The organism is Minwuia sp. IMCC3009 (assembly GCF_029909415.1).
Lineage (GTDB): Bacteria > Pseudomonadota > Alphaproteobacteria > Minwuiales > Minwuiaceae > Minwuia.
Genome location: NZ_CP123781.1, coordinates 115,159 through 138,843 on the forward strand (window position 1 = coordinate 115,159; position 23,685 = coordinate 138,843).

Genomic DNA, 23,685 nt, shown 5'->3' on the forward strand with positions numbered 1-23,685 from the left:
GCCTCAGATTTCGGCCTTCAGGAAATCGTGCACGGTGTCGTAGAGCGCGTGGCGACAGCTTTCCAGCAACATGGAATGGGTCGCGCCGCCGATCAGGGTGAAACGCTTCTCCTGCGCCGAAGCCAGCCGGTCGAAGACATCGCGGCCCTGTTCCGGTGTCGTTTCATGATCCCATTCGCCCACCACGACCTGTGTCGGGCAGGTGATGCGTGACGGATCCCACGTCGGGTCATTCTTCAGCCAGTGCTGCTGCACGTCCTGCACCACACCCGCCGGTGCGCGCAGGAACGGTGGCTGGTGGCTCCCGGCTTCCGGGTCGGTGGCCACGGCGGCGTCCGCCCAGGCGCGCATGGCCTCCGGTGTGCTGATCGCCGCCTTCTGATCCTCGTCCAGACCGATGCACCAGCGGCTGACCACCGCCTCCGCCTCGACCTTCCGCCACGCGCCGGGGATACCCATTGCACCGATCCCCTGTGTCGAGACCCGGCACCAGAGCGCCCCGGAAAGCACCAGTCGACGGACCTTGTCCGGGTTGCGTGCCGCGACTCCGCCGCCAATCGCGGTTCCCCAGGAATAGCCGACCAGGTCGAGCTGCTGAAGGCCGCGCCGGGCCAGAATGAAGTCGATGGCGCGCTCCACGTCCTGTTCGGCCACCGCGGTGCGGATGATCGGCGGATTGTCCTCCGCCGGGGCTGCCATCTCGGCCGGGCGGTCGGACAGGCCATAGCCGGGCAGGTCAATGCACCAGACATCGAAGCCACGGGCGGCCATCCAGTCCATCCAGGACACCCCCTCGACCGGATAGTCGAACATGATGGTGGAGGGGTAGGTCGCGCCATGGATGAACAGGACCGCCGGACCTTCCGCGTCCTGATGCTTGTTGCGCAGGGCCGTCTTCAGTCCCGGCAGGCTGCTGTCGATGAAATGATCCGTGCTGTTCATGCTGTCCGCCGTCGCCATCACATCACCGCCCCGATCTGCCAGGGCAGGAACTCGTCATCGCCGAAGCCCAGCCGCTCCGAACAGGTAAGGTCACCGGAGGCGACCTCTATGATCCGGTCGAAGATCATCTGCCCCATCTCCTGCACCGATTTCTCGCCATCCACCACCAGACCGCAATTGATGTCCATGTCGTCGGACAGCCGCGAATACATCGCCGTGTTGGTGGCCAGCTTCATCGACGGCGTCGGCTTGCAGCCGAAGACGGAGCCGCGCCCCGTGGTGAAACAGACGACATTGGCCCCGCCCGCGACGAAGCCGGTGACGGAGACCGGGTCATAGCCGGGGGTATCCATGAAGACGAAGCCCCTGGCGGTGATCTTCTCGCCGTAGCTGTAGACATCGACCAGGTTCGTCGTGCCGCCCTTGGCCGCCGCGCCCAGGCTCTTCTCCAGAATGGTGGTCAGGCCACCGGCCTTGTTGCCCGGGCTGGGATTGTTGTCCATGGAGCCGCTGTTGCGGGCGACATAGTCTTCCCACCAGTGGATCTTGGTGATCAGTTTCTGCGCCACCTCTTCCGATACCGCGCGGCGGGTCAGCAGGTGCTCGGCACCATAGATCTCCGGTGTCTCGCCCAGACAGGCGGTGCCGCCGTGGCGCACCAGCAGGTCGGCGGCCGCACCCAGCGCCGGGTTGGCCGAGATGCCGGAGTAGGCATCGGAGCCGCCGCATTCCAGGCCCAGGATCAGTTCGGATGCCGGGATCGGTTCCCGTGCCTTGGCGTTGGCGTGGGGCAGCATCTCCTTCACCAGATCGATGCCCTTCTTCACGGTGGCTGTGGTGCCGCCGGAGTCCTGGATGGTGAACATGTGCAGCAGCGGCCCGGGTTTCAGCCCCTCCACATCCATCATCATGCCCAGCTGGGCGGCCTCGCAGCCGAGACCGATGAACAGCAGCCCGGCGAAGTTGGGGTGGCGCGCATATCCGGCAAAGGTGCGCGACAGCATCCGCATGCCCTCGCCGTCGGAGGCCATGCCGCAGCCGGTACCGTGGGTCAGGGCCACCACGCCGTCGACGTTCGGGTACGCGGCCAGCATCTCGGGGCTGCGGAAATGGTCGGCGACATAGCGGGCCACCGTGGCGGAGCAGTTCACGGAGGTCAGCACGCCGATGTAGTTGCGGGTCGCCGCGCGGCCATTGTCACGCCGGAAGCCCTGAAACACGGCGCGCTCATGCTCCGCGAAATGGTCCGTGGGCCGCACGTCCTGGCCGATGGCATAGTCCCGCTCGAAATCGCCGAACAGGCAGTTGTGGGTGTGGACATGGTCGCCGGGCGCGATTCCGCCCTCCGCAAAGCCGATGATCTGATTGTACTTGCGTACCGGATCGCAGGGACTGATTCCGCCCAGCGCGATCTTGTGACCGGCGGGAATATGGTGGTTCGCCGTGACGCCATAGGGCGCGATCCGCGTACCGGGCAGGATGTCCACCCGTGCCACGGCCACGTTGTCGGCCCCGTCAAGCCGGATCGTCAGAGCTTCGGTCATTCCCCGTCCTCCCCTGTTTTGCGGGCAAGGATAGGCCCTATCCACGGCTTTGCGAAGGGGATGTCACCAGGGGACTGACTTGCTGTTCTGGTCCAGGAACGCGCCGTTCTCGGCAGGTGTCAGCCTGTCGATCACCGACAGCACCTCCGTTGCGGCGGTTTCGGGGCTTCGTACCTTCAGTCCACGCGCGGCGAAGGGGGCGGATAGGCTGGTTGCGACCGTGCCGGGATGCAGGGCGACACAGATGGCGTCGGGGTTGCGGCGCTGCAGCTCGATGGAATGCGTGCGGATGATCTGGTTCAGCGCCGCCTTCGAGGCGCGGTAGCTGGTCCAGCCGCCCAGCCTGTTGTCGCCGATGCTTCCCACGCGCGCCGACAGCGCGGCGAAGACGGCTTGGCCGCTGGAAGGCAGCAGGGGCAGCAGGTGCTTCATCACCAGTGCCGGGCCAATGGCATTGATGGCAAAGGCCTTCGCCATGTGCTCCGGGTCGAGATGTCGCCAGGTCTTCTCGGGCCGGTAGCGCGCGTCATGCAGGAAACCGCTGGCGACAAGGACCAGCCGCAGGGGCAGGGATCCAGCCCGGATGCGCCGCGCCAGGTCGGCGATGGTTTCCTCTTCCAGCAGGTCGACGCGGTTCTTTCCGGCACGGGTGGTGCGCCACACGTCCTGCCAGTTGCCGGACCTTTCCAGACCGTCGGCCAGCGCGCTGCCGATCCCGCCGCCACCGCCGATGATGACGGCAAGTGCGGGATCGGTCGTTTCCGAGGGCATGACGGGACTCCTGCGACGGTCACCTCCGGAGGCTCCGGCTGCTGTCCGTTCTACGCATCCCGGGCAGGAGGGATCACCGCCAGAGACCCGGTATTGGCGGCAGGCCGCGAACATGGCTCGACAGCGGCGGGCGGAAAGGATAGGTTCCGCGCCGCTCACCCATATCCAGAACCTTCTCAGCAACCGGATTTTCCAGCATGAAGATCAACGGCAATGCGATCCGTCCCGGCAACGTGATCGAACACAAGGGCGGCCTCTGGCGGGCTGTCCGCATTCAGCATACGCAGCCCGGCAAGGGTGGCGCCTACCTGCAGGTGGAACTGAAGAACCTGCGCGACGGGTCGAAGCTGAACGAACGGTTCCGCTCCGCCGAGACGGTCGAACGCGCCCGGCTGGAGCAGAAGGACTACCAGTACCTCTTCACCGACGGTGAGCTGGTGACCTTCATGGACACCGACAGCTACGAACAGATCAGCATCGCCGCTTCCCTGGTCGGGGAGCAGGCGGCCTATCTGCAGGACGGCATGATGGTGCAGGTGGAGATGTACGAGGAAGAGGCCCTGGGCCTGATCCTGCCGGAGCATGTGACGCTGGAAGTGACGGAGACGGAGCCGGTGGTGAAGGGGCAGACAGCCGCGAACAGCTACAAGCCCGCCATCCTGGACAACGGCATGCGCTGCATGGTGCCCCCTTTCGTTGGCGTTGGTGAGAAGGTCGTGATCGCCACGGCCGAAGGCACCTACGTCAGCCGCGCCTGAGAGGCTGAACGCGGTGCGTAAATCCCCCCTGATCAATGTCATGGAGCGCGCTGTCCGAAAGGCTGGGCGGTCGCTGCTGCATGACTTCGGCGAGATCGAGCAGTTGCAGGTGTCCCGCAAGGGGCCCGGCGACTTCGTCACCAACGCCGACCTGCAGGCGGAACGGATCCTGCGCGAGGAACTGCAGCGTGCGCGCGCCGACTTCGGTTTCCTGCTGGAAGAAGGCGGGGAAGTGAAAGGCGCGGATCCGGAGAGCTTCTGGATCATCGATCCGCTGGATGGCACCACGAACTTCCTGCACGGCATTCCGCATTTCGCCATCTCGCTGGGCCTGCAGCAGCATGGTGAACTGGTTGCCGGCATGGTGCTGGCCCCGGTCGGTGACGAGATGTACTACGCGGAAAAGGGGCGGGGTGCTTTCGTCAACGACAAGCGCCTGCGCGTTTCGGGCCGCACGCGCATGGATGAATCCGTGTTCGGTACCGGCATCCCGCACATCGGCAAGGACGGCCACGCCACGTTCCATCGCGAGATGCAGGAACTGACCGGACGGGTCGCCGGTATTCGCAGGCTGGGCGTCGCCTCGCTGGACCTGGCCTATGTCGCCGCCGGCCGGTTCGAGGGATTCTGGGAGCGTGACCTGAAGGCCTGGGACATGGCCGCCGGGATTGTCCTGGTCCGTGAGGCCGGTGGCCTGGTGACGGACCTGAACGGTGGCCGCAAGATGCTGCAGACCGGCAGCATTGTCGCCGGAAACGGGCAGATGCAGCAACCGCTGCTGCAGGCCCTGAAGGATGCGTCGAAACGCAAGGCTGCCTGATTTTCGCCACAGGCTTACCGGATCATCGGCAATCCGCTGGGTACCGGGGGGTCATGGCGGGTTTTGATCTGGACGAGCGATGCAGTAATGTCCGCCCAAACAGGTCTGGAGGGCAGTGAACTTGGCAACCTGCGGCGAGGGCAGGCAGACGCCTGAAACGAAACGTGCGCGCGCGGCATCGATGATGGTGTTCGCGATCGGCATCGGTGCGCTGTCGTTCAGTGCGCCTGTCATGGCGCAACAGGGTTCGGTCTGGATCAATCCCGACATCGTTGGCGATACCTCTGTCTCGCAGCTGCAGCCGGGCCTTGTGTCTCCGGGTCCGCAACGCTATCGGCTGCCGTTCAACAAGCCGTCCGGGCCTGTACGGCCGACGCCGCCGGGCGCGCGCAACAGCAATAGCAACAGCAGCAGTGTCGGTGCGACGGCGGGGCGGGCACCGGTCCTGTCGCCGCCTGCTGCACCACGTGCGCCCGTGACGGTCGCCCGGCAGCCTGCCGCCGCTGCCCCCGCCCCGGCAACATCGCCGGAGAGAACCGTCGCAAGACAGGTTGAACCGCCTGCTGCGGTCACGCCTGTTCCGACGCCGCCACCCGTTGCAACCACGACCAGCGAACCTGAGCCGGCCAGGACCGAGCCGCGCGTCATCCGCCCGACGGCGCCGGCCACGGTGGAGGCTCCGGCGGCAGCCCCGACACCGCCCAGTGCCGAACCTGCGGCCCCGCCCCGCCAGGTTGCCACCGCGGCACCCGCCGCGACGGCTTCTGCCGCAGCGGGCGCGACGCGTGTGCTGTTTCAGGGGGCGTCCGAGGATCTTGATCCGGCGGGCCGCGCGGCGATCCGTGACGTTGCCGCAAGCCTGAAGGACACCAGCGACCGTATCCAGATCAGGGCCTATGCCGACAGCGAAACCGAGACAGAGGGCTGGAAACGGCGCCTGTCGCTGCGCCGTGGCAACAATGTCCGCCTGGCGCTGCTGGACGAAGGTGTCCAGAGTTTCAGGATACTGCTGCGTGCACTGGGCGCACCGACCGATGGCGGCCCGGGCAATCGCGTCGATCTCATCACTGAAAGCAGGTAGCGTATGATCCAGCCTTCTGTCTATTTGACACGGATCGCGATCTTTTTGGTCATTGTCGCGGGTGTCGTGGCGGCTCTGCACGAGGCGCTGCTCGGCATCTTCATGACCAATCCGGTGCTGAACGGGCTGATCCTCGGTGTGCTGCTGATCGGAGTGGTCTACGTCATACGTCAGGTGCTGCTGCTGCGCCCTGCCGTGCGCTGGGTGGAATCGTTCCGCCGCAATGACCCCAGCCTGTCGATCCAGACCGCCCCGTCGATGCTGTCGCCGCTGGCCACGATGCTGCAGGAGAAGAAGGGACGGGTCAGCCTGTCCACCATGTCGCTGCGGTCGCTGCTCGATTCGATCAGCTCCCGGCTGGACGAATCCCGTGACATCTCGCGGTACCTGATCGGGACGCTGGTGATCCTGGGCCTGCTGGGCACCTTCTGGGGCCTGATCGACGCCATTACCTCCGTCGGCAGCTCGGTGCGCGGCCTGACGGTGGAGAGCGATGACGTCGGCGATATCTTCGAGGCGCTGAAGCTGGCGATCCTGCAGCCGATGGACGGCATGGGCACGGCGTTCTCGTCGTCGCTGTTCGGTCTGGCCGGTTCCGTCGTCCTGGGTTTCATCGAACTGCAGGCCAGCCAGTCGCAGAACCGGTTCTACAACGACCTGGAGGAATGGCTCTCCAGCTTCACGCGCCTGTCCAGCGGTGCCGCGGGCGGCATCGCGGAGGGTGAGGGCTCGGTGCCTGTCTATGTGCAGGCCCTGCTGGAGCAGACGGCGGACAGTCTGGAGAACCTGCAGCGGATCATGGCACGGTCGGAGGAATCGCGCGTTTCCGGCAACCAGACCCTGCTGCAGCTTTCGGAACGTCTGGCCAGTCTGACCGATCAGATGCGCACTGAACGTGACCTGATGGTGAAGCTGGCCGAAGGGCAGATGGAACTGAAACCGATCCTGCAGCGCATTGCCGTGGCCACGGAACAGGGCTCCGGCGACAGCGCCGCGGATACGCACCTGCGCAACATCGATGTCTATGTGACCCGCCTGCTGGAGGAAACGGTGACCGGACGGCAGCAGACGGTCGATGAACTCCGTTCCGAGATCAAGGTGCTGACCCGGACCATTGCGGCGATTGCCGACGAAGGTCGCTGATGCCCCGGCATCGCAGGCAACGTGTAGAGAACAACATCTGGCCGGGCTTCGTGGATGCCCTGTCGGCGCTGTTGCTGACCTTCATCTTCATGATGGTGATCTACACGCTGGCGCAGTTCGTCCTCAGCTATTCGCTGTCCGGCAAGGATGAGGCACTTTCCCGGCTGACGGCGGAACTGTCGGAACTGCAGTCGCTGCTGTCCAGTGAGCGCAGCGCCAACGAGGACCTGCGGGAGAATGTTTCCCAGCTTTCCGCCGCCCTGAATGAATCGACGGCGGCGCGTGACCTGCTGACGCTGCAGATCGCCGACCTGCAACGCCGCGCCTCCGATGCCGAGCGCCGCCTGGACGAACGTCCCGAGTTCTCGGAGGCGGATCGGGCCGAGATGGAGGCCCGCATCGCGGAGTTGCTGGCCCGGGAAGCCGCCCTGGCCCGTCGTCGCGACGAATCCGACAGTGCCCGCGCCCGCTCCGATCAGGAACTCAATGACCTTCAGGCGCTCTATTTCGAGGCGCAGGACAGGATCACCGAGCTGGAGAACCGTGTGCTGGAACGGCAGACGGAAATCGCCGACCTCAATGCCGATCTGACGGCGGCGCGCAACCGGCTGACCACAACCCTTGCCGAGCTCGACCGGACACGCGAGAGCCTGGATCAGGAGCGTGACGCGCGCCAGCAGGGCCAGGCCGAACTGACCGAGGAGCAGCGCATATCGGAGGCAGCCCGCCGACAGGTGAACCTGCTGAACCTGCAACTGGCCGACCTGCGCAAGCAACTGGCGCAGATCCAGGCCCTGCTGGACGAGTTCGAGGCGAAGGATGCCGAGAACAAGGCGACCATTGCCGATCTCGGGCAGCGTCTGAACCGGGCGCTGGCGGCACAGGTCGAGAAGCTGTCGCGCTATCGCTCGGAGTTCTTTGGACGACTGCGGGAAGTGCTGCGCGGGCAGCAGGGCATCCGCATCGTGGGCGACCGGTTCGTGTTCCAGTCGGAGGTCCTGTTCGGTTCCGGCAGCGCCGAGATGGGGGTCGCCGGACGCATCCAGCTCACCAAGCTGGCCGAAACGCTGATCGATATCTCCCGCAGGATTCCCGATGACATCAACTGGATCCTGCGGGTGGACGGGCACACGGACAGCGTGCCGATCAGCACCCCGCGGTTCCCGTCGAACTGGGAACTGTCGGCGGCGCGCGCCATCGCGGTTTCCAAGTATCTGATCCTGCAGGGGCTGCCGCCGGACCGTCTGGCCCCGACCGGTTTTGGCGAGTTCCACCCGATCGAGCCGGGTGACAGTGAACTGGCGCGGCGCCGGAATCGCCGTATCGAACTGAAACTGACGGAACGGTAAGCGACCCGTCGGACTGATCGTCGGCCCGGCCCGGCAGCCGTGACTGCGGGGCCGGGCCGACACTTGTCGAATCAGAGGTTGCCCAGGACCGCTTCGGCGCCGGAGACGGACATCTCGCCCGGATTTTCCTCGACGGCAAGGTGCGAGACCTTGCCGTTGTCGACAACCATGGCAAAGCGGGTGGCGCGCTTGCCGAGACCGCGTGCGGAGAGGTCAAGTTCCAGGCCCAGCTTCGCGGTATATTCGCCAACGCCGTCGGCCAGCATCATGACCTTGTCGCCCACGCCCTGATCCTTGCCCCAGGCGCCCATGACGAACACGTCGTTGACGGACAGGCAGGCCACGGTATCGACACCCTTCGCGCTCAGTGCCTCGGCATTCGAGACGTAGCTGGGGACGTGCTTGGCGGAGCAGGTCGGGGTGAAGGCGCCGGGCACCGCGAACAGGACGACCTTCTTGCCGCTGAACAGTTCATCTGTGCTGATCGGTGCGGGTCCTTCGGCGGTCATGCGCATCAGCATGCCTTCGGGCACGGTATCTCCAACCTGGATGGTCATCTTGTGTCTCCTTGAATGGTCACGATGGTGTTCTTGAACGGGGCGCAGGATGGCGCAACGCGTCTGTGGTTGCAAAGCTGAACTGCGCGGCAGTGCCGGTGAAGGCTGCTGCCGCCCCGAGACATCGAACCGGTGCGCCGGTCACGGGTCGGTCTGGATGGCTCCGGTGGTCTCGATCGCCCGACCGGCGCCATGCAGGGTGACGGTCAGTTCGCTGCCGGGCAGGGCACGCAGGGCGTGGTCGCTGCCGTCGACCGGAACGGTGCAGCGGATCCGCCCCGGTGCCGCCGTGTGACACGCGTCCCTGCCGAAGACCACGTCACGGCTCCCCTCGATGATGACCGATGGTGACCCGATTTCGAAAGGCGGTGCGAGGTCCAGCAGAAGAATTCCGCGATCCTCGTCCCCCGTGCGCGAAAGTCTCGCTGCCTGCAGGACACCGGGCATCCTCGCCGGTGTCGCGGCGAGTGAACTGGCGATGGCAATGCCATGCCGGTTCTTCGGCAGGTCGTCGGCAGGCAGTTCGAGTGACAGTCGGGCCTCGACGGGCACGCAGATGTCGGCGCAGGCGGCGTAGCTGAGGGCGACCCGCACTGTCGTGGGGCGGTCACGGTCCCGACCATCCAGGGCAACGGGAAGCACCAGGCGATCGGCGTAGCCATAGGTCCGCAGCCCCCAGAACTCGAAGGTATCCGGCAGCGGCCAGGAGATCGCGCCGGGTGTGACCCCTTCGCTGTCATCCCAGTCCGCGACCGGCGGATAGCCGGCATCGCCGGGACTGCGCCAGTAGACCTTCCACTTCGGGCGAATGACGAATTCCAGCGCAATCATCTCCTGTCCTGTCGCCGTTGCACCAGCGATGAGCCTGACTTCCGCCTCCGGAATGCCGCTCCAGTCAGACGTGCTGCGCGCACCAAGAGCCTCATGTCGCCCCAGGGTCAGCAGGACAATGGCGGTGACCAGCAACAGAACTGTCCCGGAAAGCCATCGGCTTCCGCCAGGGGAGTCATGTGTCTGCTGTATGTGAGTCATGCAAAGGCCACCCGTTCTGATCCTGCACTGCAGATTTGCACCGGCGGCTGTCATTGGCCCATGACAATGCAAACAACAATACGTGTGAGTGTCTTTTTTGTCTCCCATGGGACAGGGCCGCTTGACCGCGACCCCCGCCCTCGGTAAAGACCGCGTCACCGTGGCGGGTGTAGCTCAGTCGGTTAGAGCGCCAGATTGTGGCTCTGGAGGTCGCCGGTTCAATTCCGGTCACTCGCCCCATTTTCCTGCGGATTCGCGCGACGGTTGCAACGTGCCGATGTGGAGATGGTAGCGGGCCTGAGCCAGGCGCCCGACATCGGGCCGAGGCTGCGGTGCTCGACGCTTCGTGCGGGTTTGTCAATTCGCTTTCCCCTTGTTGCAATCGTCCGTATTCCCTCGCAATGCAATGGGGCAGGCTTGTGACCTTCATGTCAGCTGTGCTAGTTCACGCGAGGGTCGTGGGTCGGTTGGTCAGGTGGATGACGGGAATCCTGCGCGTATGAATGTGCCTGCTCAGAGGTCGACGCGACCAGACTCTGCCACGCGTGGCATGAGCGGACGACGGCGTTGGCATTCGCGCTTGATCCAGTCCTTTCCGGTCCAGCTGATTGCCGGTCTCCTCGTTGCGGTGATTCTGCCGGCGCTGGTGCGCTGGGACATCGGACTCGTTACGGAAATCAACCCCGGGCAGTATCCTTCCGTTACCGGCACCGCGATCGCATTCGGCTTCGGCCTGCTTCTGCTCAGGCGCTTCAGTCGCTTTCCCGGCGTGCAGGGGTCCGGCTACATCGTGCCGTGTTTCCTGTTCACCTTCGGCCTGCTGGTGCTGATCATGTTCTTCTGGCGCATCGGCTTCGCGCGCAGCCAGATCCTGGGCAGTTTCGGCATGTCGATCATCTGGTGCTACATCGTCTGGTATGTGAACCGGTTGCGCAGCACACCCGAACTGGCGGTGGCACCGTTTGGCAGCTATCAGAGTCTCAGTGAACATACCGGAGGGGTCCGGCTGCATGTGCTGGAGGCGCCGACGCTTTCCGGCACGAGGGCCGATGCCGTGGTGGCGGATCTTCGCTCCGAGTTTCCGCCCGAGTGGGAGCGCTTCCTTGCCGCCTGTGCCCTGAACGGAACGCCCGTCTACCACATGAAACAGGTCAGCGAGTCGCTGACCGGTCGTGTCCGTATCGAGCATCTGTCGGAGAACACGCTGGGGGCCCTGATCCCGTCGCCTGAATATGTGGCCATCAAGCGAACTCTGGAATCGGGTGCTGTACTGATCGCTTCGCCGCTGCTTCTGCTCGTTGCCGGTATCATCGCCATCATGATTCGCCTGGACAGCAAGGGGCCGGTGATCTTTCGCCAGGTCCGCATGGGATATCGTGGCAAGACCTTCACCATGCTGAAGTTCAGGACGATGCGCGATGTGCCGGAGGGGCCGAAATTCACCCAGGCGCTTGACCCACGTGTGACACGGGTGGGGCGCATGTTGCGGCGCTACCGGCTCGACGAGCTGCCGCAGATGGTCAATATCCTGTGGGGCGAGATGAGCCTGATCGGGCCGCGTCCGGAATCAGTTGAACTCTCGGAGTGGTATGATCGCGAGATTCCCCACTACAGCTACCGCCATATCGTGCGGCCTGGAATCACGGGCTGGGCACAGGTGCAGCAGGGATTCGCGGCCGAGGTCGAGGATGTCACGGATAAGTTGCATTACGACTTCTACTACATAAAGCATTTCACGCCCTGGCTGGATCTTCTCATTGTTCTCAAGACCATACATGTCATGGCTACCGGGCGGGGCTCACGCTGACGGTCCTGGCGGATTGCCATGCCTGTCCTCAATCTGACGCGGCCATTGCCAGCCGGACGACGACGGGTATGCGCTCTATCTGCAACAATCAGATGAAACAGGTGCCGGGACCGGACCGGAGCTGGGGCACTGTCCCGCGGCCGGAGCATCCGAATTCGCAGGGGTGTCGTGTAATTGTTTGAAATCACTTCAAGAAATATGTTCCCGCAGAAGGGCGGCGGGTTGCCCCGGATGCGTGAGGGGCGGGGCGGAGATGGACAGTTTTACGTTGACCCGTCTCCAAGCCGCCGATAAGTTTCCTGCAACTCATATCAGGAGACTTGAGATGCGTAAGATTTTGGTTTCGTTCGTACTGCTGCTCGGTCTGGTTGTCGCGGCCCCTCAGATGGCTTTCGCGCAGACCGCTGAACAGGGCCGCGCCGCTCTTCTTGCGGAATTGGAGGCCCTCGGGGTGTCCGAAGCCGATGCGGCGCCGGAAGATCTGGCTGATGCGGCCGCTGCGGCCATTGCCGCCAACCCGAGCCTGGCGACGGTGATTGTTCAGGCGGCTGTCGCGAGCCAGCCTGCTTCTGCGCCCTTGATCGTCGGGGGCATCGTTGCTTCTCCGGTCCTGCCCGCAGCAGTTTCCCCGGGTGCTGTTGCTGCCGCCGCAGCGGTCGTCGTGCCTGAGCAGTCAGCTCAGATTGTTGTCGCTGCTGCGACGTCTTCTGGTGCATCGATCGAGTCGATCGTGTCCGAGGTTGCTGGCGCGACCGGCCAGGACGAAGGTGATCTTGCTGCAGCCGCGGCCGAGGTTAGTGGCGACGATACCGAGCCGCTGAATTCCGGTGGTGAGGACGAAAGCTCAAGCGCCTGATAGGCTTGGATTTCGGTGCCTAACAAAGTTTGTGCCAGGCCGATTGATCGGTTCTCTGGTGAGAGTTCGAAGTTCGAGTAAGTCCGAGGGGGCTGATTGAGATGAAAATTGTTTGGGGAAGTCTGGTTGCGGTTGCTGCGCTCAGTGTTGCTGGTGCCGCGCATGCACAGTCTCGCGACTATCAGCCGAATGGGGCGCGGGTTGGCAGCTTCACGGTCTTTCCGTCCTTGACGGTTGGTCTCGAGTACACCGACAACGCGTTCCTTGAGGATACCAATACGGAAGACGACACCATCGCGCGTGTCCGCCCCGGTATCCTGGCGCGTTCGAACTTCAAGCGTCATGAGGTCGTGGCATCGTTCCTTGGCGACGCCACGTTCCACAGCACCAACAGCGATGACAATACCCTGGACTTTGTTGCGCGACTTGGCGGTACCATCGAGGCGACCCGTGCGCTGCGCATTCTTCCGGAGGTTTCGTACAGGGCTGCATCCGAGCAGCGTGGTGACAACAACGTCAACGCTCTTGCTGCCGAACCGTCCACGTTTGACGTGATGGCCGGTAAGGTGGACGCGATCTACAAGGCGGGTCGGGTCACTCTCGAAGCTGGTGCGGGCGTTTCCTATTCCGATTTCGACGACATTCCCCTTACCGGTGGTGGTCAGGCGGCCCAGAACGATCGTGACCGCCTGCGTCTCGACACGTCGGCAAAGGTCGCGTACGAGTTCCGCTCGAAGACAGACGTCTTCGTGAAGGGGACGTACTCGATGATCGACTTCGACAATGTTGATGCGGTTGTCGGGCAGAAGCGCGACTCCGACGTGTTCTCCGCGTTGGTTGGTGTGTCCCACAAGCCGACCGCACGGACGGAAGCCACGATCGGGGCCGGTTACATTGTCGAGAACTTTGACAATAACGCGTTCGGCTCGGTTGACGGTTTTGCGGTCAACGGTGTCCTTGCCTGGGAGCTGAGCGCGCTCACCACGGTCACGGGGCGTGTTGAACGCCGCATCGATCAGACGACCGACGCGAATTCTTCGTCGGAACTGGCCTGGAGCGGAAGTCTTGGTGTCCGCCATCAGCTGCGCCGCAACGTGGTTCTCGGCGGTGACGTCGCGTACTCCAATCGCCTCTTCGAGGGTCGTACGAGCAATCGTGAAGATGACCGTTACGAGGCGAGCGCTCAGGCTGACTACTATATCAACCGGAACTTCTCCGTCGGTGCCAAGTACCGCTTCGCCCGCCGGATTTCCAACCTCGCAGGCAACGGCTTCTCCGAGAACCGTGTGCAGGCGACCGTCACTGCTCGCTTCTGAGTTGACTGAAACGGACTGTTCCAAGAGGGACAGTCCGTTTTGCTTTCTGCGGGACCAGGAGCTTATTTGAACTTAAGGGAGGCAATTCTAGGATGCGTTGTGTAGTTTGGTTTCGGCGCAGTTTTCTGAGTTGCATTGTCCTTGTCTTCTCGATGGTATCGACCGCCGTTCTGGCGCAATCAAACCTGCAGTACAAATTGGGACCCGGTGATAATCTGCGGGTCCTGGTCTTTGGCGAAGAAGACCTTTCCGGCGAGTTCGAGGTCGATGGCAATGGCCGGATCTCGATGCCTCTGATTGGTGTCGTCGATCTTCAGGATCGGTCCCTGCGCGAAGCCGAAGCCCGGATTGTCGAATTGCTGCTTGACGGGTATCTGCGAAATCCCAAGGTCAGTATCGACGTCCTGAACTACCGGCCTTTCTACATTCTGGGCGAAGTGAACGAGCCCGGAAGCTATCCCTACCGCGCAGGCATGACGGTCCTGAATGCAGTCGTGCTGGCAGGGGGCTACACCCCCCGGGCCGATGAGGACGATATCACCATCCAGCGGGGAACAGACGCCGTCGATCCGGATGGCAAGGGGCAGCCCGTCAAACCGACCACGATCGTGCTTCCCGGCGACATCGTTCGGGTCGAGGAACGTTTCTTCTGATCTCCGGATGGGCGTGTCAGTCGGCCTCCCTATCGCATCCGCCGTCAGTTTCGCCTTTGGGCCCTTTGTCAGTGTCCCTTGAAGAGACCACGAAGGTCGTGCGCGCCAATCGGCCCGGTCGAAGGGCTTCCGTCAGACGTGAGCGCAGACCTGCCCTCCTGAAGCTGATGGCCTGCGCAAACTTCGGAAGCCAAGGACCTGCATGCCCACAATAGGTTCCATTCTTCGCTCGCTTGTTCTCGGTCCGTCCGCCGACGGGGAGACCACGGGACCCGGCCAGGACCGCGCGTCCCCGCAACTGCCTGATCACCGCACGATCTACGCGATCGGCGACGTCCATGGCCGGGCCGACTGCCTGCAGCGCCTGATCGAAGTGATCAGCGAGGATGTATCCGGCACGGCGGCGGGATCGCCGGTTCTCCTCTTCCTTGGCGACTATATCGACCGGGGTGACGAGAGCCGCGCGGTCCTCGACATCTGCACTGACATTGCTGCGTTCTGGCGGGATGAGACCGTCTTTCTCCGTGGCAACCATGAGGACGCCATGATGACGTTCCTCTCCGACCCCGTCGGGGGTGCGGCCTGGCTCCGTTTCGGCGGCCTGTCCACGCTGATGAGCTATGGTGTCCCCAACGTTTCCGAGAGCATGTCGGAGGGACGCCTGGTCGAAGCGGCGGCGACGCTGGCCCGCCAGCTGCCGGAAGACCACCTCCACTTCCTGGAGAAGACGCGGCTGACACATACCGAAGGCAACGTCCATTTCTGTCATGCCGGTGTTGATCCGGACCAGGAAATCGGAAACCAGTCACCGCGAACCCTGATGTGGGGTGAGGGTACGGCTGCGCCGGCACCGGACTATCCCTACATCGTGGTCCATGGTCACGTGGTGGTGGACGGGCCTGTCCTGCGGCCCCGTGAGGTCAATGTCGATACAGGGGCATATTTCTCCGGCCATCTGACCTGCGCCCGCATCGCCAGCGGCAGTATCCGGTTCCTGCAGACCTGACCTGTCGCCCTTCATCCGGTTCACGGGAAGTTCTTGGGTGGTGCCGGTCACAGTTCGGCGGTGAATCGCTGGACTCCTGCGGGTCGGAGGCATATTTTGTCAATTGTTCTATCAGGGGATCTGAAGCATGAGAAAGCTGACCGGCTTCATTGCAGGCACGATCATCGCGCTGACGCTGTCCGCAGCGGCGCAGGCGGAACGGCGTGTTGCACTCATCATCGGCAACGCTGATTACACCAAGGCTCCCGACCTCCGGAACCCGGTGAACGATGCACGGTCGATGGCCAAGCGGCTGAAGGAACTTGGTTTCGAACTCAGCGGCGGCACACACCACGAGAATGTCACCCGTGTGGAAATGGCCCGGCTGGTCCGGCGTTTCAGCTCTGAGGTCGGACGCGACGACACGGCCTTCATCTTCTATGCCGGACACGGCATTGGCGCACATGGCACGAACTGGATGGTGCCGACGGACGACTCCGATATCCAGACGGCCCTCGACCTCCCCGACTTCGCGATTTCTGTCAGTTCACTCATGGAGCGGCTGGAGCGCAGGCAGGGCGGTACCAATATCGTCATGCTCGACGCCTGCCGCGACAACCCACTGCCCAGTGACACCCGATCCTCCGGCGCCACCCGTGGTCTTGGTCGCATGAAGGCGCCGAATGGCACCTTCATTGCCTATGCAGCTGACCCGGGACAAGTGGCGTTCGACGGCGAAGGCAACAACGGCCTTTTCACCGAATCGCTGATGCGTGCGCTCGAGAAGCCTGACCGCCCGCTCTACGAGATCCTGCGTGAGGTTCGCAGGGATGTCCGCCGCAAGACGTCCGGCGCGCAGACTCCCTGGACCGAGGAATCGCTGAACGACGAGTTCTTCTTCGTGGAGCCGCGTGAGGAATCCACGGTGCGTGTTGCCGCGCTGCAGCCCCAGACGCAGCCAGTTGCACCGCCGCCCGCAGCCGCGCCGCAGACCAGTGGCTGGCTGAATACGGCGCCCGCCGCCCCGGCACAGCAGCCGGTTGCCGCGCAGGCCCCCGCACCGGCACCGGTCGCATCTGCTCCGCCTGCCCTGCAGTCGATCGAGACGGCACCGCCTGCCCAGTCCGAACAGGTTGTGGCAATGGTTTCCCCGTCGCGCACGACAGGTCAGTCCGCAACCTCGGTCGCGCCTGAACCCGCCGTGGTGGCTGCCGCACCCGCTGCGCCTGAGCCGGTACGGGTGGCCGCCGCAACCGTCGCACCGCCGGCGACTTCCGCGCCTGCCGCACCCAGGATCGATTCGGCGCTGCTCGCTTCGACGGTGGGTGAGATGGTCACGATCAACCCGGCACCTTTCCAGGTCATGCAGGCTTCGGGCGCTCCCGGGACGACTGTCCGCATCGCCCATCGCTTTGCACTGGGCAAGTTCGAGGTCACGTTCGACATGTGGGATGCCTGCGTTGACGAGGGTGGCTGCCTTGGCTATCGCCCGAGCGACGACGGCGAAGGCCGTGGCGAGCGGCCGGTGATGAACGTCGAATGGAAGCACACCCAGGCGTTCCTGGAATGGGCGAACCGTCGTCTCGGTCTGACCGGTCAGCCTGATGCGCTTCGTCTGCCGACGGAGGCAGAGTGGGAGTATGCCGCGCGTGCGGGGTCGTCCTCGACCTTCTATTTCGGCGACGAACAGGACGAGATCTGCCGCCACGCGAATGTCATGGACTACTACGGTGGCCGTTATTTCCCGATCTTCCCGGCAGTCGACTGCGATGACGATTATGTCCGTCCCGCGCCGGTCGGCTCCTATGCACCGAACGGTTTCGGCCTGCATGACATGATCGGCAATGTTTCCGAATGGACTCAGGACTGCTGGTCCCGCAAGTACGGCACGATTGCCTCCGACGGCAGCGCCTATGTCGCGCAGCGCTGTGACTATCACGTGACGCGCGGCGGTTCGTGGATGGTGACGCCGAAGAACATGGGCGAGCGCGCCAGGGGCTACAAGGGAACCGAGAACCTGGGCTTCCGCGTCGCTCGCACGCTGCCCTGATACCTGACCGTTCAGGGGCCGGATCATTGCAACATGATCCGGCCCCTTTTCCGTCTCCGGAAATGAGCATCCTTCCTGACATTGGCGTTTCACCTGGCGCGGCCTGCCAGCTGCGGTTGCACGATGCTTAGATTTCTGCGTCACCGTCTCGCCCTGACGGTTATCGTCACCCTGCTCACTCTGGCGGTTACGGAGATGGCCTTTCGTGCCGTACCGGGCCTTGAGTTCATGGATCAGCGCCTGAACGATTTCCTTCTGGTGAATTCGGTTCAGGTCGATCCCGAGTCCAGGCCTGCGGTGGCAATCGTCACCTTCACCGAGACGACACTCGCCAGCCTGCCTTACCGTTCGCCGCTGGACCGCGGGTTTCTTGCCGACCTGCTGGATGGTCTGGCGAAGGTCGGCGTGCGCTCGGTCGGGTTCGATATCCTGTTCGACCAGCCAACCGAGCCGGAGAAGGATCAGCGCCTGATCGACGCCATTCAGCGATTTCCGGGGCCGGTGATCGTCGCCTGGGCCGATGCACGTGCCGGGCTGATCGAGGCCCAGTCCGCCTGGCTTGACGATTTCATCGCACGCAGCGGCGCCATTCCCGGCTTTGCCAATGTCACGATCGACACGGACGGTCTGGTTCGCCGCTATGATCTCAATCTGCCGCGGACGGATATTCTCAGCCTTCCCGGCGCGATGCTGAAGGCCAATGGTCACGGCTTTCCTGCGGCGGAATCAGGACTGATCAGCTGGCGTACGCCAGCCGATGCCAACTCCCAGGCCTTCCCCGTGCTGGCCAGTCAGGGCGTGCTCGCCATCTCCAGGATCCGCCCTGCCGCGCTGAAGCCCGCGCTGGAGGGGCGCCTGGTGCTGGTTGGTGCGGATCTGCCGCAACAGGACCGCCACCGCACCAGTCTGTCCGCATCCCTGAACCCTGCGGTTCCGGTGCTGACGGCGGGTGTCGAGATACATGCAAACATCATCGACCAGATCGTCAATGCGCGCTCTGTCCCCGAAGCGGACGAGACACAGCGCTGGCTGATCATCATTCTCGTCTCGTTTCTGGGGGCGCTGCTCGGCGTGCTCGAGATGTCGATGGCGGTGCGCCTGCTTGGTGTCGTCGTTCTGGCTGGCGGCTACGCCTTTCTTGTCTGGTACTCGGCGATCGGCAATCTGCCCTTGCTCCCGGCTTCCCGCCCCGTGGCAATCCTGATCCTGGCGTTCGTGGCGACGACGACCTTGCGCGCCTATCTTGCGCGGCGTGACGGGCGCTTCATCCGTGATGCCTTCTCGCAATATCTGGCACCGGCACTGGTGGATGAACTGACCCGCCATCCCGAACGCCTGAAGGTGGGCGGCGAGCGGAAGGAGATGAGCTTTCTGTTCTCCGACATTGCCGGTTTCACCGGACTCAGCGAGCGCCTGGAACCGGAACGGCTTTCGAGCCTGCTGAATGGTTATCTCGATGGCATGAGCGAGATCGTGCTGAAGCACGGTGGCACGATCGACAAGTTCATCGGCGATGCCGTCGTGGCCCTGTTCGGCGCACCGACCGCGATGGACGACCATGCGATGCGGGCCATTCGCTGTGCGATCGAGATGGACGTGTTCTCCGAGCGGTATCGAATCGAGAATGCGGATGTGACGATGGGAATCACCCGCATCGGTGTCCACAGCGGCGAAGCCATCGTTGGCAACTTCGGGGGCGCCAATCGGTTCGATTACACGGCCATGGGCGATTCGATGAACATCGCGGCCCGGCTGGAGGCCGCCAACAAGCACTTCGGAACCCGCGTGGCGGTCAGCGAGGCTTCGCTGTCCCGGGCATTTCCCGAATCGCACGGGGACAAACTTGTCCTGGACGATGCCACGATCCTGCCGATCGGCAATGTGATCCTGAAGGGGAAGAAACAGCCGGTAACGGTCTATACATGCTTGCAGGATATGGATACCACGGTTGCAGCGGACTACCGGAATGCCTATGTGGCAATGGATGGTGATGCGGCACGGGCCGCTGCGCTGCTGACTGCGATTGGCGAAGGCCTTGCGGTTCATCCGCTGGCGGCGCTGCATCTGCGGCGTCTTGAGGCCGGTGAGACTGGCGCGACCTTCGAACTGCTAGAGAAGTAAACGTGACCGTTGTACGTGAAATCGGGGCAGAGTTCGGATATATTGCCGCTTGGGTCTGGGATAAAGTGTGATGGATATGAAAAAAGTGCGTGTATTTGGATCTCGACGAGCGCTTGGTTTCGCCTTCGCTGCTCTGATTGCGATCACGGCCTGGGCGCCCCGTGCGCACGCGGCAGATGTGATCGTGCTTGATTCAACCATCTCCGCGTTTTCACCGGGGACGTCCTTGCCGGCAAATGCCTATGTGGACATTCCCGATGGTGGAAGCATCAGTCTGATGGACAGTGCCGGCGGCACCCGGGTCTTGCGTGGACCCTATACAGGTGCCGTGGCATCCGACGCGCCTGCGGGCGATGGTGGCGTCATGTCGATGCTCGGACAGCTGGTCAAGGAAGACGAGCGGGAGCGTTCCCAGCTCGGCGCCGTGCGCGCCTTCTCCAAGGATGACCTGCTGCGGGACCCGCTTGCCATTGATGTTTCGCGCAACACGACATTCTGTCTGCCGCCTGCTGCCAGCCCGAAGTTCTGGCGTCCCGGTTCGCTCGACCGTGATACCCGTTTCTCCGTCAAGGACTGGTCTAGCTCGGATGAGCCTCTGGTCGCCTACTGGCGCAAGGGAGACCGGGAACTCGGCTGGCCGCCGACGCTTTCCACCGCTGACGGTACGACCTTCCTGATGAAGGTGGAGGCTGCGCGATCTGCAGCCGAGGTCACGATCCTGAAGGTGCCGGAACATGTGGGCGGCGATCTGGAGACCATCGTCTGGATGGCCCAGCACGGGTGCCGTGAACAGGCCCGTCGCATGGTCGGCAGCATCCGCGCACCCGCCGGGACACAGTAAGCCGGACTGCCGTGACGTTCTGATCCGCTTCCGCGTGTCAGGTGGGTCTGACCGCCGGTCTGCCCCTGCGGCGCGGCGTTCAGCCCCTGACGCGTGTCGACTGCGGGTCGTACATCGGTCGCAACGATGCTCTGGCAGGGAAGCGTCTGCCGGCAATCTCGATCTCGTAGTCGGATCCAAGCAGGTCATCGGAACTCTGTCCGCTACAGGGCACATATCCCATGCCGAGTGTGCCCCCCAGCGTGTGACCGTAGGCCCCTGACGTGATCGTGCCGATGATCCGGCCATCACGCATGATCGCCTCGTTATGGAAGATCATCGCCTCCGGATCCGTGACGAGAAACTGCATCAGACGGCGTTCCAGCCCGTCTTCGCGCTTCCGCAGAACGGCCTCACGACCGATGAAGGGCCCCTTGTCCGTGCGCACGGCGAATCCCAGGCCAGCTTCGAGGACATGATCCTCGTCCGTGATGTCATGGCCGAAATGGCGGAATCCCTTTTCCATGCGGCATGAATCCATGGCGTGAAGCCCGCAGAGGCGCAGGCCGTGGTCCTGTCCGGCCTGCCGCAGGGTCTCGAAGACATGCATGGCCATCTCCGTCGAGACATAGAGCTCGTAGCCATGCTCTCCGACATAGGAAATGCGGTGTGCCCGCGCCAGCGCCATCCCGATCTCGATCTGCCGGGCCGTCCCGAAGGGCTGCGCCGTATCCGCGAAGTCATCCGGGGAGCAAGCCTGAAGCACGGCCCGCGCGTCCGGTCCCATCAGGCAGAGCACCGCCTCCGCCGCCGTCACGTCGGTGAGCGTCACATGCAGATCCGGATCTAGGTGGCGACGCAGCCATGCCATGTCCCGGACCAGCGTCGCGCCGGGTACGACCAGCAGGAACGCGGTTTCGGAGAGCCGGGTCACCGTCAGGTCCGACTCGATACCACCGCGCGGGTTGAGCATCTGCGTGTAGGTGATGCGGCCCTCGGCAACATCCATCTGGTTGGCCATGAGAGTCTGCAGGAAGGGCAGGGCGTCCCGGCCCTCGACCCTGATCTTGCCGAATGAGGACATGTCGTAGAGACCGGCACCTTCGCGCAGGGCCCTGTGTTCCCGCGCCTGACTGGCGAACCAGTTCTGGCGATGCCAGTCATGGTCATAACGGGCGACTTCGCCCGCTTCGGCGAACCAGTTGGCCCGCTCCCAGCCTGCCGCCTCTCCGAATACGGCACCTTCGGCTGCCAGGGCACCGTGCAGGGGGGACCGGCGGATGCCGCGCGCGGTGTCGGGCTGGCGATAGGGGTAGTGGTCGGCATACAGCAGACCCAGGCTCTCGCTCACCCGCTCCCGCAGATAGGTTCGGTTGCGCTGAAACGGCTGGGCGCGGCGGATATCGACCTCCCAGAGGTCGAAGGGCGGTTCCCCCTCCGCGATCCAGTGTGCCAGCGCATATCCGGCCCCGCCGGACGAGACGATGCCGATGGAATTGTACCCGGCGGCCACCCAGTAGCCCTTCAGCTCGGGGGCCTCCCCCAGATAGTAGCGATCATCGGGCGTGAAGCTCTCGGGTCCGTTGAAGAAGGTGTGGATCCCGGCCTTCTCCAGCAGCGGCATACGGTTCACTGCCGTGGTGAAGATCGGTTCGAAATGATCGAAATCCTCTGGCAACTGGTCGAAGCAGAAGTCCTCTGCAATGCCGTCCATGCCCCAGGGCTTGGCCTTGGGCTCGAAGGCTCCCAGCATCAGCTTGCCGGCGTCTTCCTTGAAATAGGCATGTTCGTCCGGCACCCGCAGCACCGGCAGCCGACCCAGGTCGGCCACAGGTTCCGTCACCAGATAGAAGTGTTCGCAGGCATGCAGCGGCAGGGTCACACCGGATTGCGCGGCAAACTCGCGCCCCCACATCCCGGCGCAATTGATCACCACATCGGTCGCAGTGCGCCCCGCTTCCCCTCCGGCTTCCCAGGTCACGGCACGGACCTGTCCCGCAACGGTCTCGACACCGGTCACCTTCACATGCTCGATCACCGTCGCGCCCGCCATCCGCGCCCCGCGCGCCAGCGCCAGCGCGATATTGCCCGGATCGCACTGGCCGTCGCCGGGCAGATGCACGCCCGCGGTCACGCCGTCGGTATTCAGGTGCGGATAGAGCGCCTTGACCTCGGCGGGGGAAATCTCGTGCACCTCCACATCGAAGGCCCGGGCCAGCGTGGCCTGGCGCAGGATCTCCGCACGCCGGTGTTCGGTCAGCGCCACGGTGATCGATCCGGTGCGGCGCATGCCCGTGGCGATGCCGGTCTCTGCCTCCAGCTTCGCATAGAGGTCAGCGGAATATTTCGCGAGCCGTGTCATGTTGCGGGACGCCCGCAACTGACCGATCAGGCCTGCGGCGTGCCAGGTGGTGCCGCTGGTCAGTTGCTGGCGTTCCAGCAGCACGATCTCGGTCCAGCCCAGTTGCGCCAGATGATAGGCAACGGAACAGCCGGAGACCCCGCCACCCACGATGACGGCGCGCGCCTGCTCCGGCGGTCGGATGCTCATGCGGACGTCTCCGGCGCGTCACAGACCACGCAGAGCTTGTTGCCCTCCGGGTCGCGAAAGTAGGCACCGTAGTAGTCCGGGTGATAGTGCGGGCGCAGTCCGGGTTCGCCTTCGGACGTGCCGCCATGGACCAGCGCCAACCTGTGGCATTCGTCGACGATGGCACGGCTCTCGGCCAGAAAGGCGGTCATCTGACCGTTACCGGGTGTTGCCGGCTTGCCGTCGAAGGGCCGGCCGATGACCAGCAGCGGACGGAACCCTTCCCCCCTGTTCCAGGCCGCCCAGCCTTTTTCCGCATCGCTGAAGCGCAGGTTCAGTCCCAGGGCAACAGCCAGAGGCTGATAGAAACCGAACGCGCCTTCGAAATCATTGATCCCGATGAAGATGTGCGAAAACACCTGCCTCGCCCCCTGTGCGCTCATCTGTCGATTACGGCAGGATGCGGGTGATCCGCCACCCGCGCAAGGCAGGGGTGGGTGCAGGCTGCGGCTACTTCCCACCGGGGCGAACCGCCGTCATGATGCGGGCA

20 protein-coding genes and 1 tRNA gene are annotated in these 23,685 nt (G+C 63.9%); 14 read left to right on the top strand and 7 right to left on the bottom strand.

Annotation, left to right across the window (positions count from 1 at the left end; genetic code table 11):
* Positions 1 to 3 precede the first annotated feature (3 nt).
* From QGV55_RS00530 to QGV55_RS00540, 3 genes are all read right to left on the bottom strand, one after another.
* Positions 4 to 960 (bottom strand): alpha/beta hydrolase, encoded by a 957-nt coding sequence (locus QGV55_RS00530; RefSeq protein ID WP_281018836.1) that lies wholly within the window; start codon positions 958 to 960, stop codon positions 4 to 6.
* Positions 960 to 2,486, bottom strand: coding sequence for an altronate dehydratase family protein (locus tag QGV55_RS00535; protein ID WP_281018835.1), 1,527 nt, complete (start codon positions 2,484 to 2,486; stop codon positions 960 to 962). The genes QGV55_RS00530 and QGV55_RS00535 overlap by 1 nt, the downstream gene beginning before the upstream one ends.
* A gap of 63 nt (positions 2,487 to 2,549) precedes the next feature.
* Positions 2,550 to 3,257 (bottom strand): SDR family NAD(P)-dependent oxidoreductase, encoded by a 708-nt coding sequence (locus tag QGV55_RS00540; RefSeq protein WP_281018834.1) that lies wholly within the window; start codon positions 3,255 to 3,257, stop codon positions 2,550 to 2,552.
* A 197-nt stretch (positions 3,258 to 3,454) separates the two neighbouring features.
* Here QGV55_RS00540 and efp point away from each other — a divergent pair, with 197 nt between their 5' ends.
* The 5 genes from efp (at position 3,455) to QGV55_RS00565 (ending at position 8,408) form a co-directional block, all read left to right on the top strand.
* Positions 3,455 to 4,015 carry an elongation factor P gene (efp, locus tag QGV55_RS00545; protein ID WP_281018833.1) on the top strand — a complete coding sequence of 187 codons (561 nt, stop codon included), beginning with the start codon at positions 3,455 to 3,457 and terminating at the stop codon, positions 4,013 to 4,015.
* 13 nt (positions 4,016 to 4,028) lie between these two features.
* Complete coding sequence (locus QGV55_RS00550) at positions 4,029 to 4,835, top strand: inositol monophosphatase family protein (protein ID WP_281023707.1); 807 nt, start codon at positions 4,029 to 4,031, stop codon at positions 4,833 to 4,835.
* A gap of 121 nt (positions 4,836 to 4,956) precedes the next feature.
* Complete coding sequence (locus QGV55_RS00555) at positions 4,957 to 5,916, top strand: OmpA family protein (protein WP_281018831.1); 960 nt, start codon at positions 4,957 to 4,959, stop codon at positions 5,914 to 5,916.
* A 3-nt stretch (positions 5,917 to 5,919) separates the two neighbouring features.
* A complete protein-coding gene (locus tag QGV55_RS00560; protein ID WP_281018830.1) occupies positions 5,920 to 7,059 on the top strand; it encodes a hypothetical protein in 1,140 nt (379 codons plus the stop codon).
* A complete protein-coding gene (locus QGV55_RS00565) occupies positions 7,059 to 8,408 on the top strand; it encodes a peptidoglycan -binding protein (RefSeq protein WP_281018829.1) in 1,350 nt (449 codons plus the stop codon). The genes QGV55_RS00560 and QGV55_RS00565 overlap by 1 nt, the downstream gene beginning before the upstream one ends.
* A gap of 71 nt (positions 8,409 to 8,479) precedes the next feature.
* Here the strand turns inward: QGV55_RS00565 and QGV55_RS00570 are convergent, their stop codons facing one another.
* On the bottom strand, positions 8,480 to 8,965 hold the full coding sequence (locus tag QGV55_RS00570) for a peroxiredoxin (RefSeq protein WP_281018828.1): 486 nt from the start codon (positions 8,963 to 8,965) through the stop codon (positions 8,480 to 8,482).
* Between the two features lie 141 nt (positions 8,966 to 9,106).
* Entirely contained in the window at positions 9,107 to 9,931 is an 825-nt protein-coding gene (locus QGV55_RS00575; RefSeq protein ID WP_281018827.1) for a protein-disulfide reductase DsbD domain-containing protein, read from the bottom strand.
* 229 nt (positions 9,932 to 10,160) lie between these two features.
* On the opposite strand from QGV55_RS00575, the gene QGV55_RS00580 reads away from it, so the two are divergent.
* From QGV55_RS00580 to QGV55_RS00620, 9 genes are all read left to right on the top strand, one after another.
* Positions 10,161 to 10,237, top strand: a tRNA-His gene (locus tag QGV55_RS00580).
* 310 nt (positions 10,238 to 10,547) lie between these two features.
* Positions 10,548 to 11,804, top strand: a complete 1,257-nt coding sequence (locus QGV55_RS00585) for a sugar transferase (protein WP_281018826.1) — start codon at positions 10,548 to 10,550, stop codon at positions 11,802 to 11,804.
* Positions 11,805 to 12,129: 325 nt separating this feature from the next.
* Positions 12,130 to 12,660 carry a hypothetical protein gene (locus QGV55_RS00590; RefSeq protein WP_281018825.1) on the top strand — a complete coding sequence of 177 codons (531 nt, stop codon included), beginning with the start codon at positions 12,130 to 12,132 and terminating at the stop codon, positions 12,658 to 12,660.
* Between the two features lie 101 nt (positions 12,661 to 12,761).
* Positions 12,762 to 13,976: an outer membrane beta-barrel protein gene (locus tag QGV55_RS00595; protein ID WP_281018824.1), complete on the top strand. Its 1,215-nt coding sequence runs from the start codon at positions 12,762 to 12,764 to the stop codon at positions 13,974 to 13,976.
* A 152-nt stretch (positions 13,977 to 14,128) separates the two neighbouring features.
* Positions 14,129 to 14,629, top strand: a complete 501-nt coding sequence (locus QGV55_RS00600) for a polysaccharide biosynthesis/export family protein (protein ID WP_281018823.1) — start codon at positions 14,129 to 14,131, stop codon at positions 14,627 to 14,629.
* Between the two features lie 202 nt (positions 14,630 to 14,831).
* Positions 14,832 to 15,635: a metallophosphoesterase gene (locus QGV55_RS00605; protein WP_281018822.1), complete on the top strand. Its 804-nt coding sequence runs from the start codon at positions 14,832 to 14,834 to the stop codon at positions 15,633 to 15,635.
* Between the two features lie 127 nt (positions 15,636 to 15,762).
* On the top strand, positions 15,763 to 17,664 hold the full coding sequence (locus tag QGV55_RS00610) for an SUMF1/EgtB/PvdO family nonheme iron enzyme (RefSeq protein ID WP_281018821.1): 1,902 nt from the start codon (positions 15,763 to 15,765) through the stop codon (positions 17,662 to 17,664).
* A gap of 81 nt (positions 17,665 to 17,745) precedes the next feature.
* Positions 17,746 to 19,785: an adenylate/guanylate cyclase domain-containing protein gene (locus QGV55_RS00615; protein WP_281018820.1), complete on the top strand. Its 2,040-nt coding sequence runs from the start codon at positions 17,746 to 17,748 to the stop codon at positions 19,783 to 19,785.
* Between the two features lie 184 nt (positions 19,786 to 19,969).
* Positions 19,970 to 20,626 (top strand): hypothetical protein, encoded by a 657-nt coding sequence (locus QGV55_RS00620; protein ID WP_281018819.1) that lies wholly within the window; start codon positions 19,970 to 19,972, stop codon positions 20,624 to 20,626.
* A 79-nt stretch (positions 20,627 to 20,705) separates the two neighbouring features.
* Here the strand turns inward: QGV55_RS00620 and QGV55_RS00625 are convergent, their stop codons facing one another.
* Positions 20,706 to 23,156 (bottom strand): FAD-dependent oxidoreductase, encoded by a 2,451-nt coding sequence (locus tag QGV55_RS00625; protein WP_281018818.1) that lies wholly within the window; start codon positions 23,154 to 23,156, stop codon positions 20,706 to 20,708.
* Entirely contained in the window at positions 23,153 to 23,554 is a 402-nt protein-coding gene (locus QGV55_RS00630; RefSeq protein WP_281018817.1) for a VOC family protein, read from the bottom strand. Before QGV55_RS00630 ends, QGV55_RS00625 begins: the two co-directional genes overlap by 4 nt.
* Positions 23,555 to 23,685 lie beyond the last annotated feature (131 nt).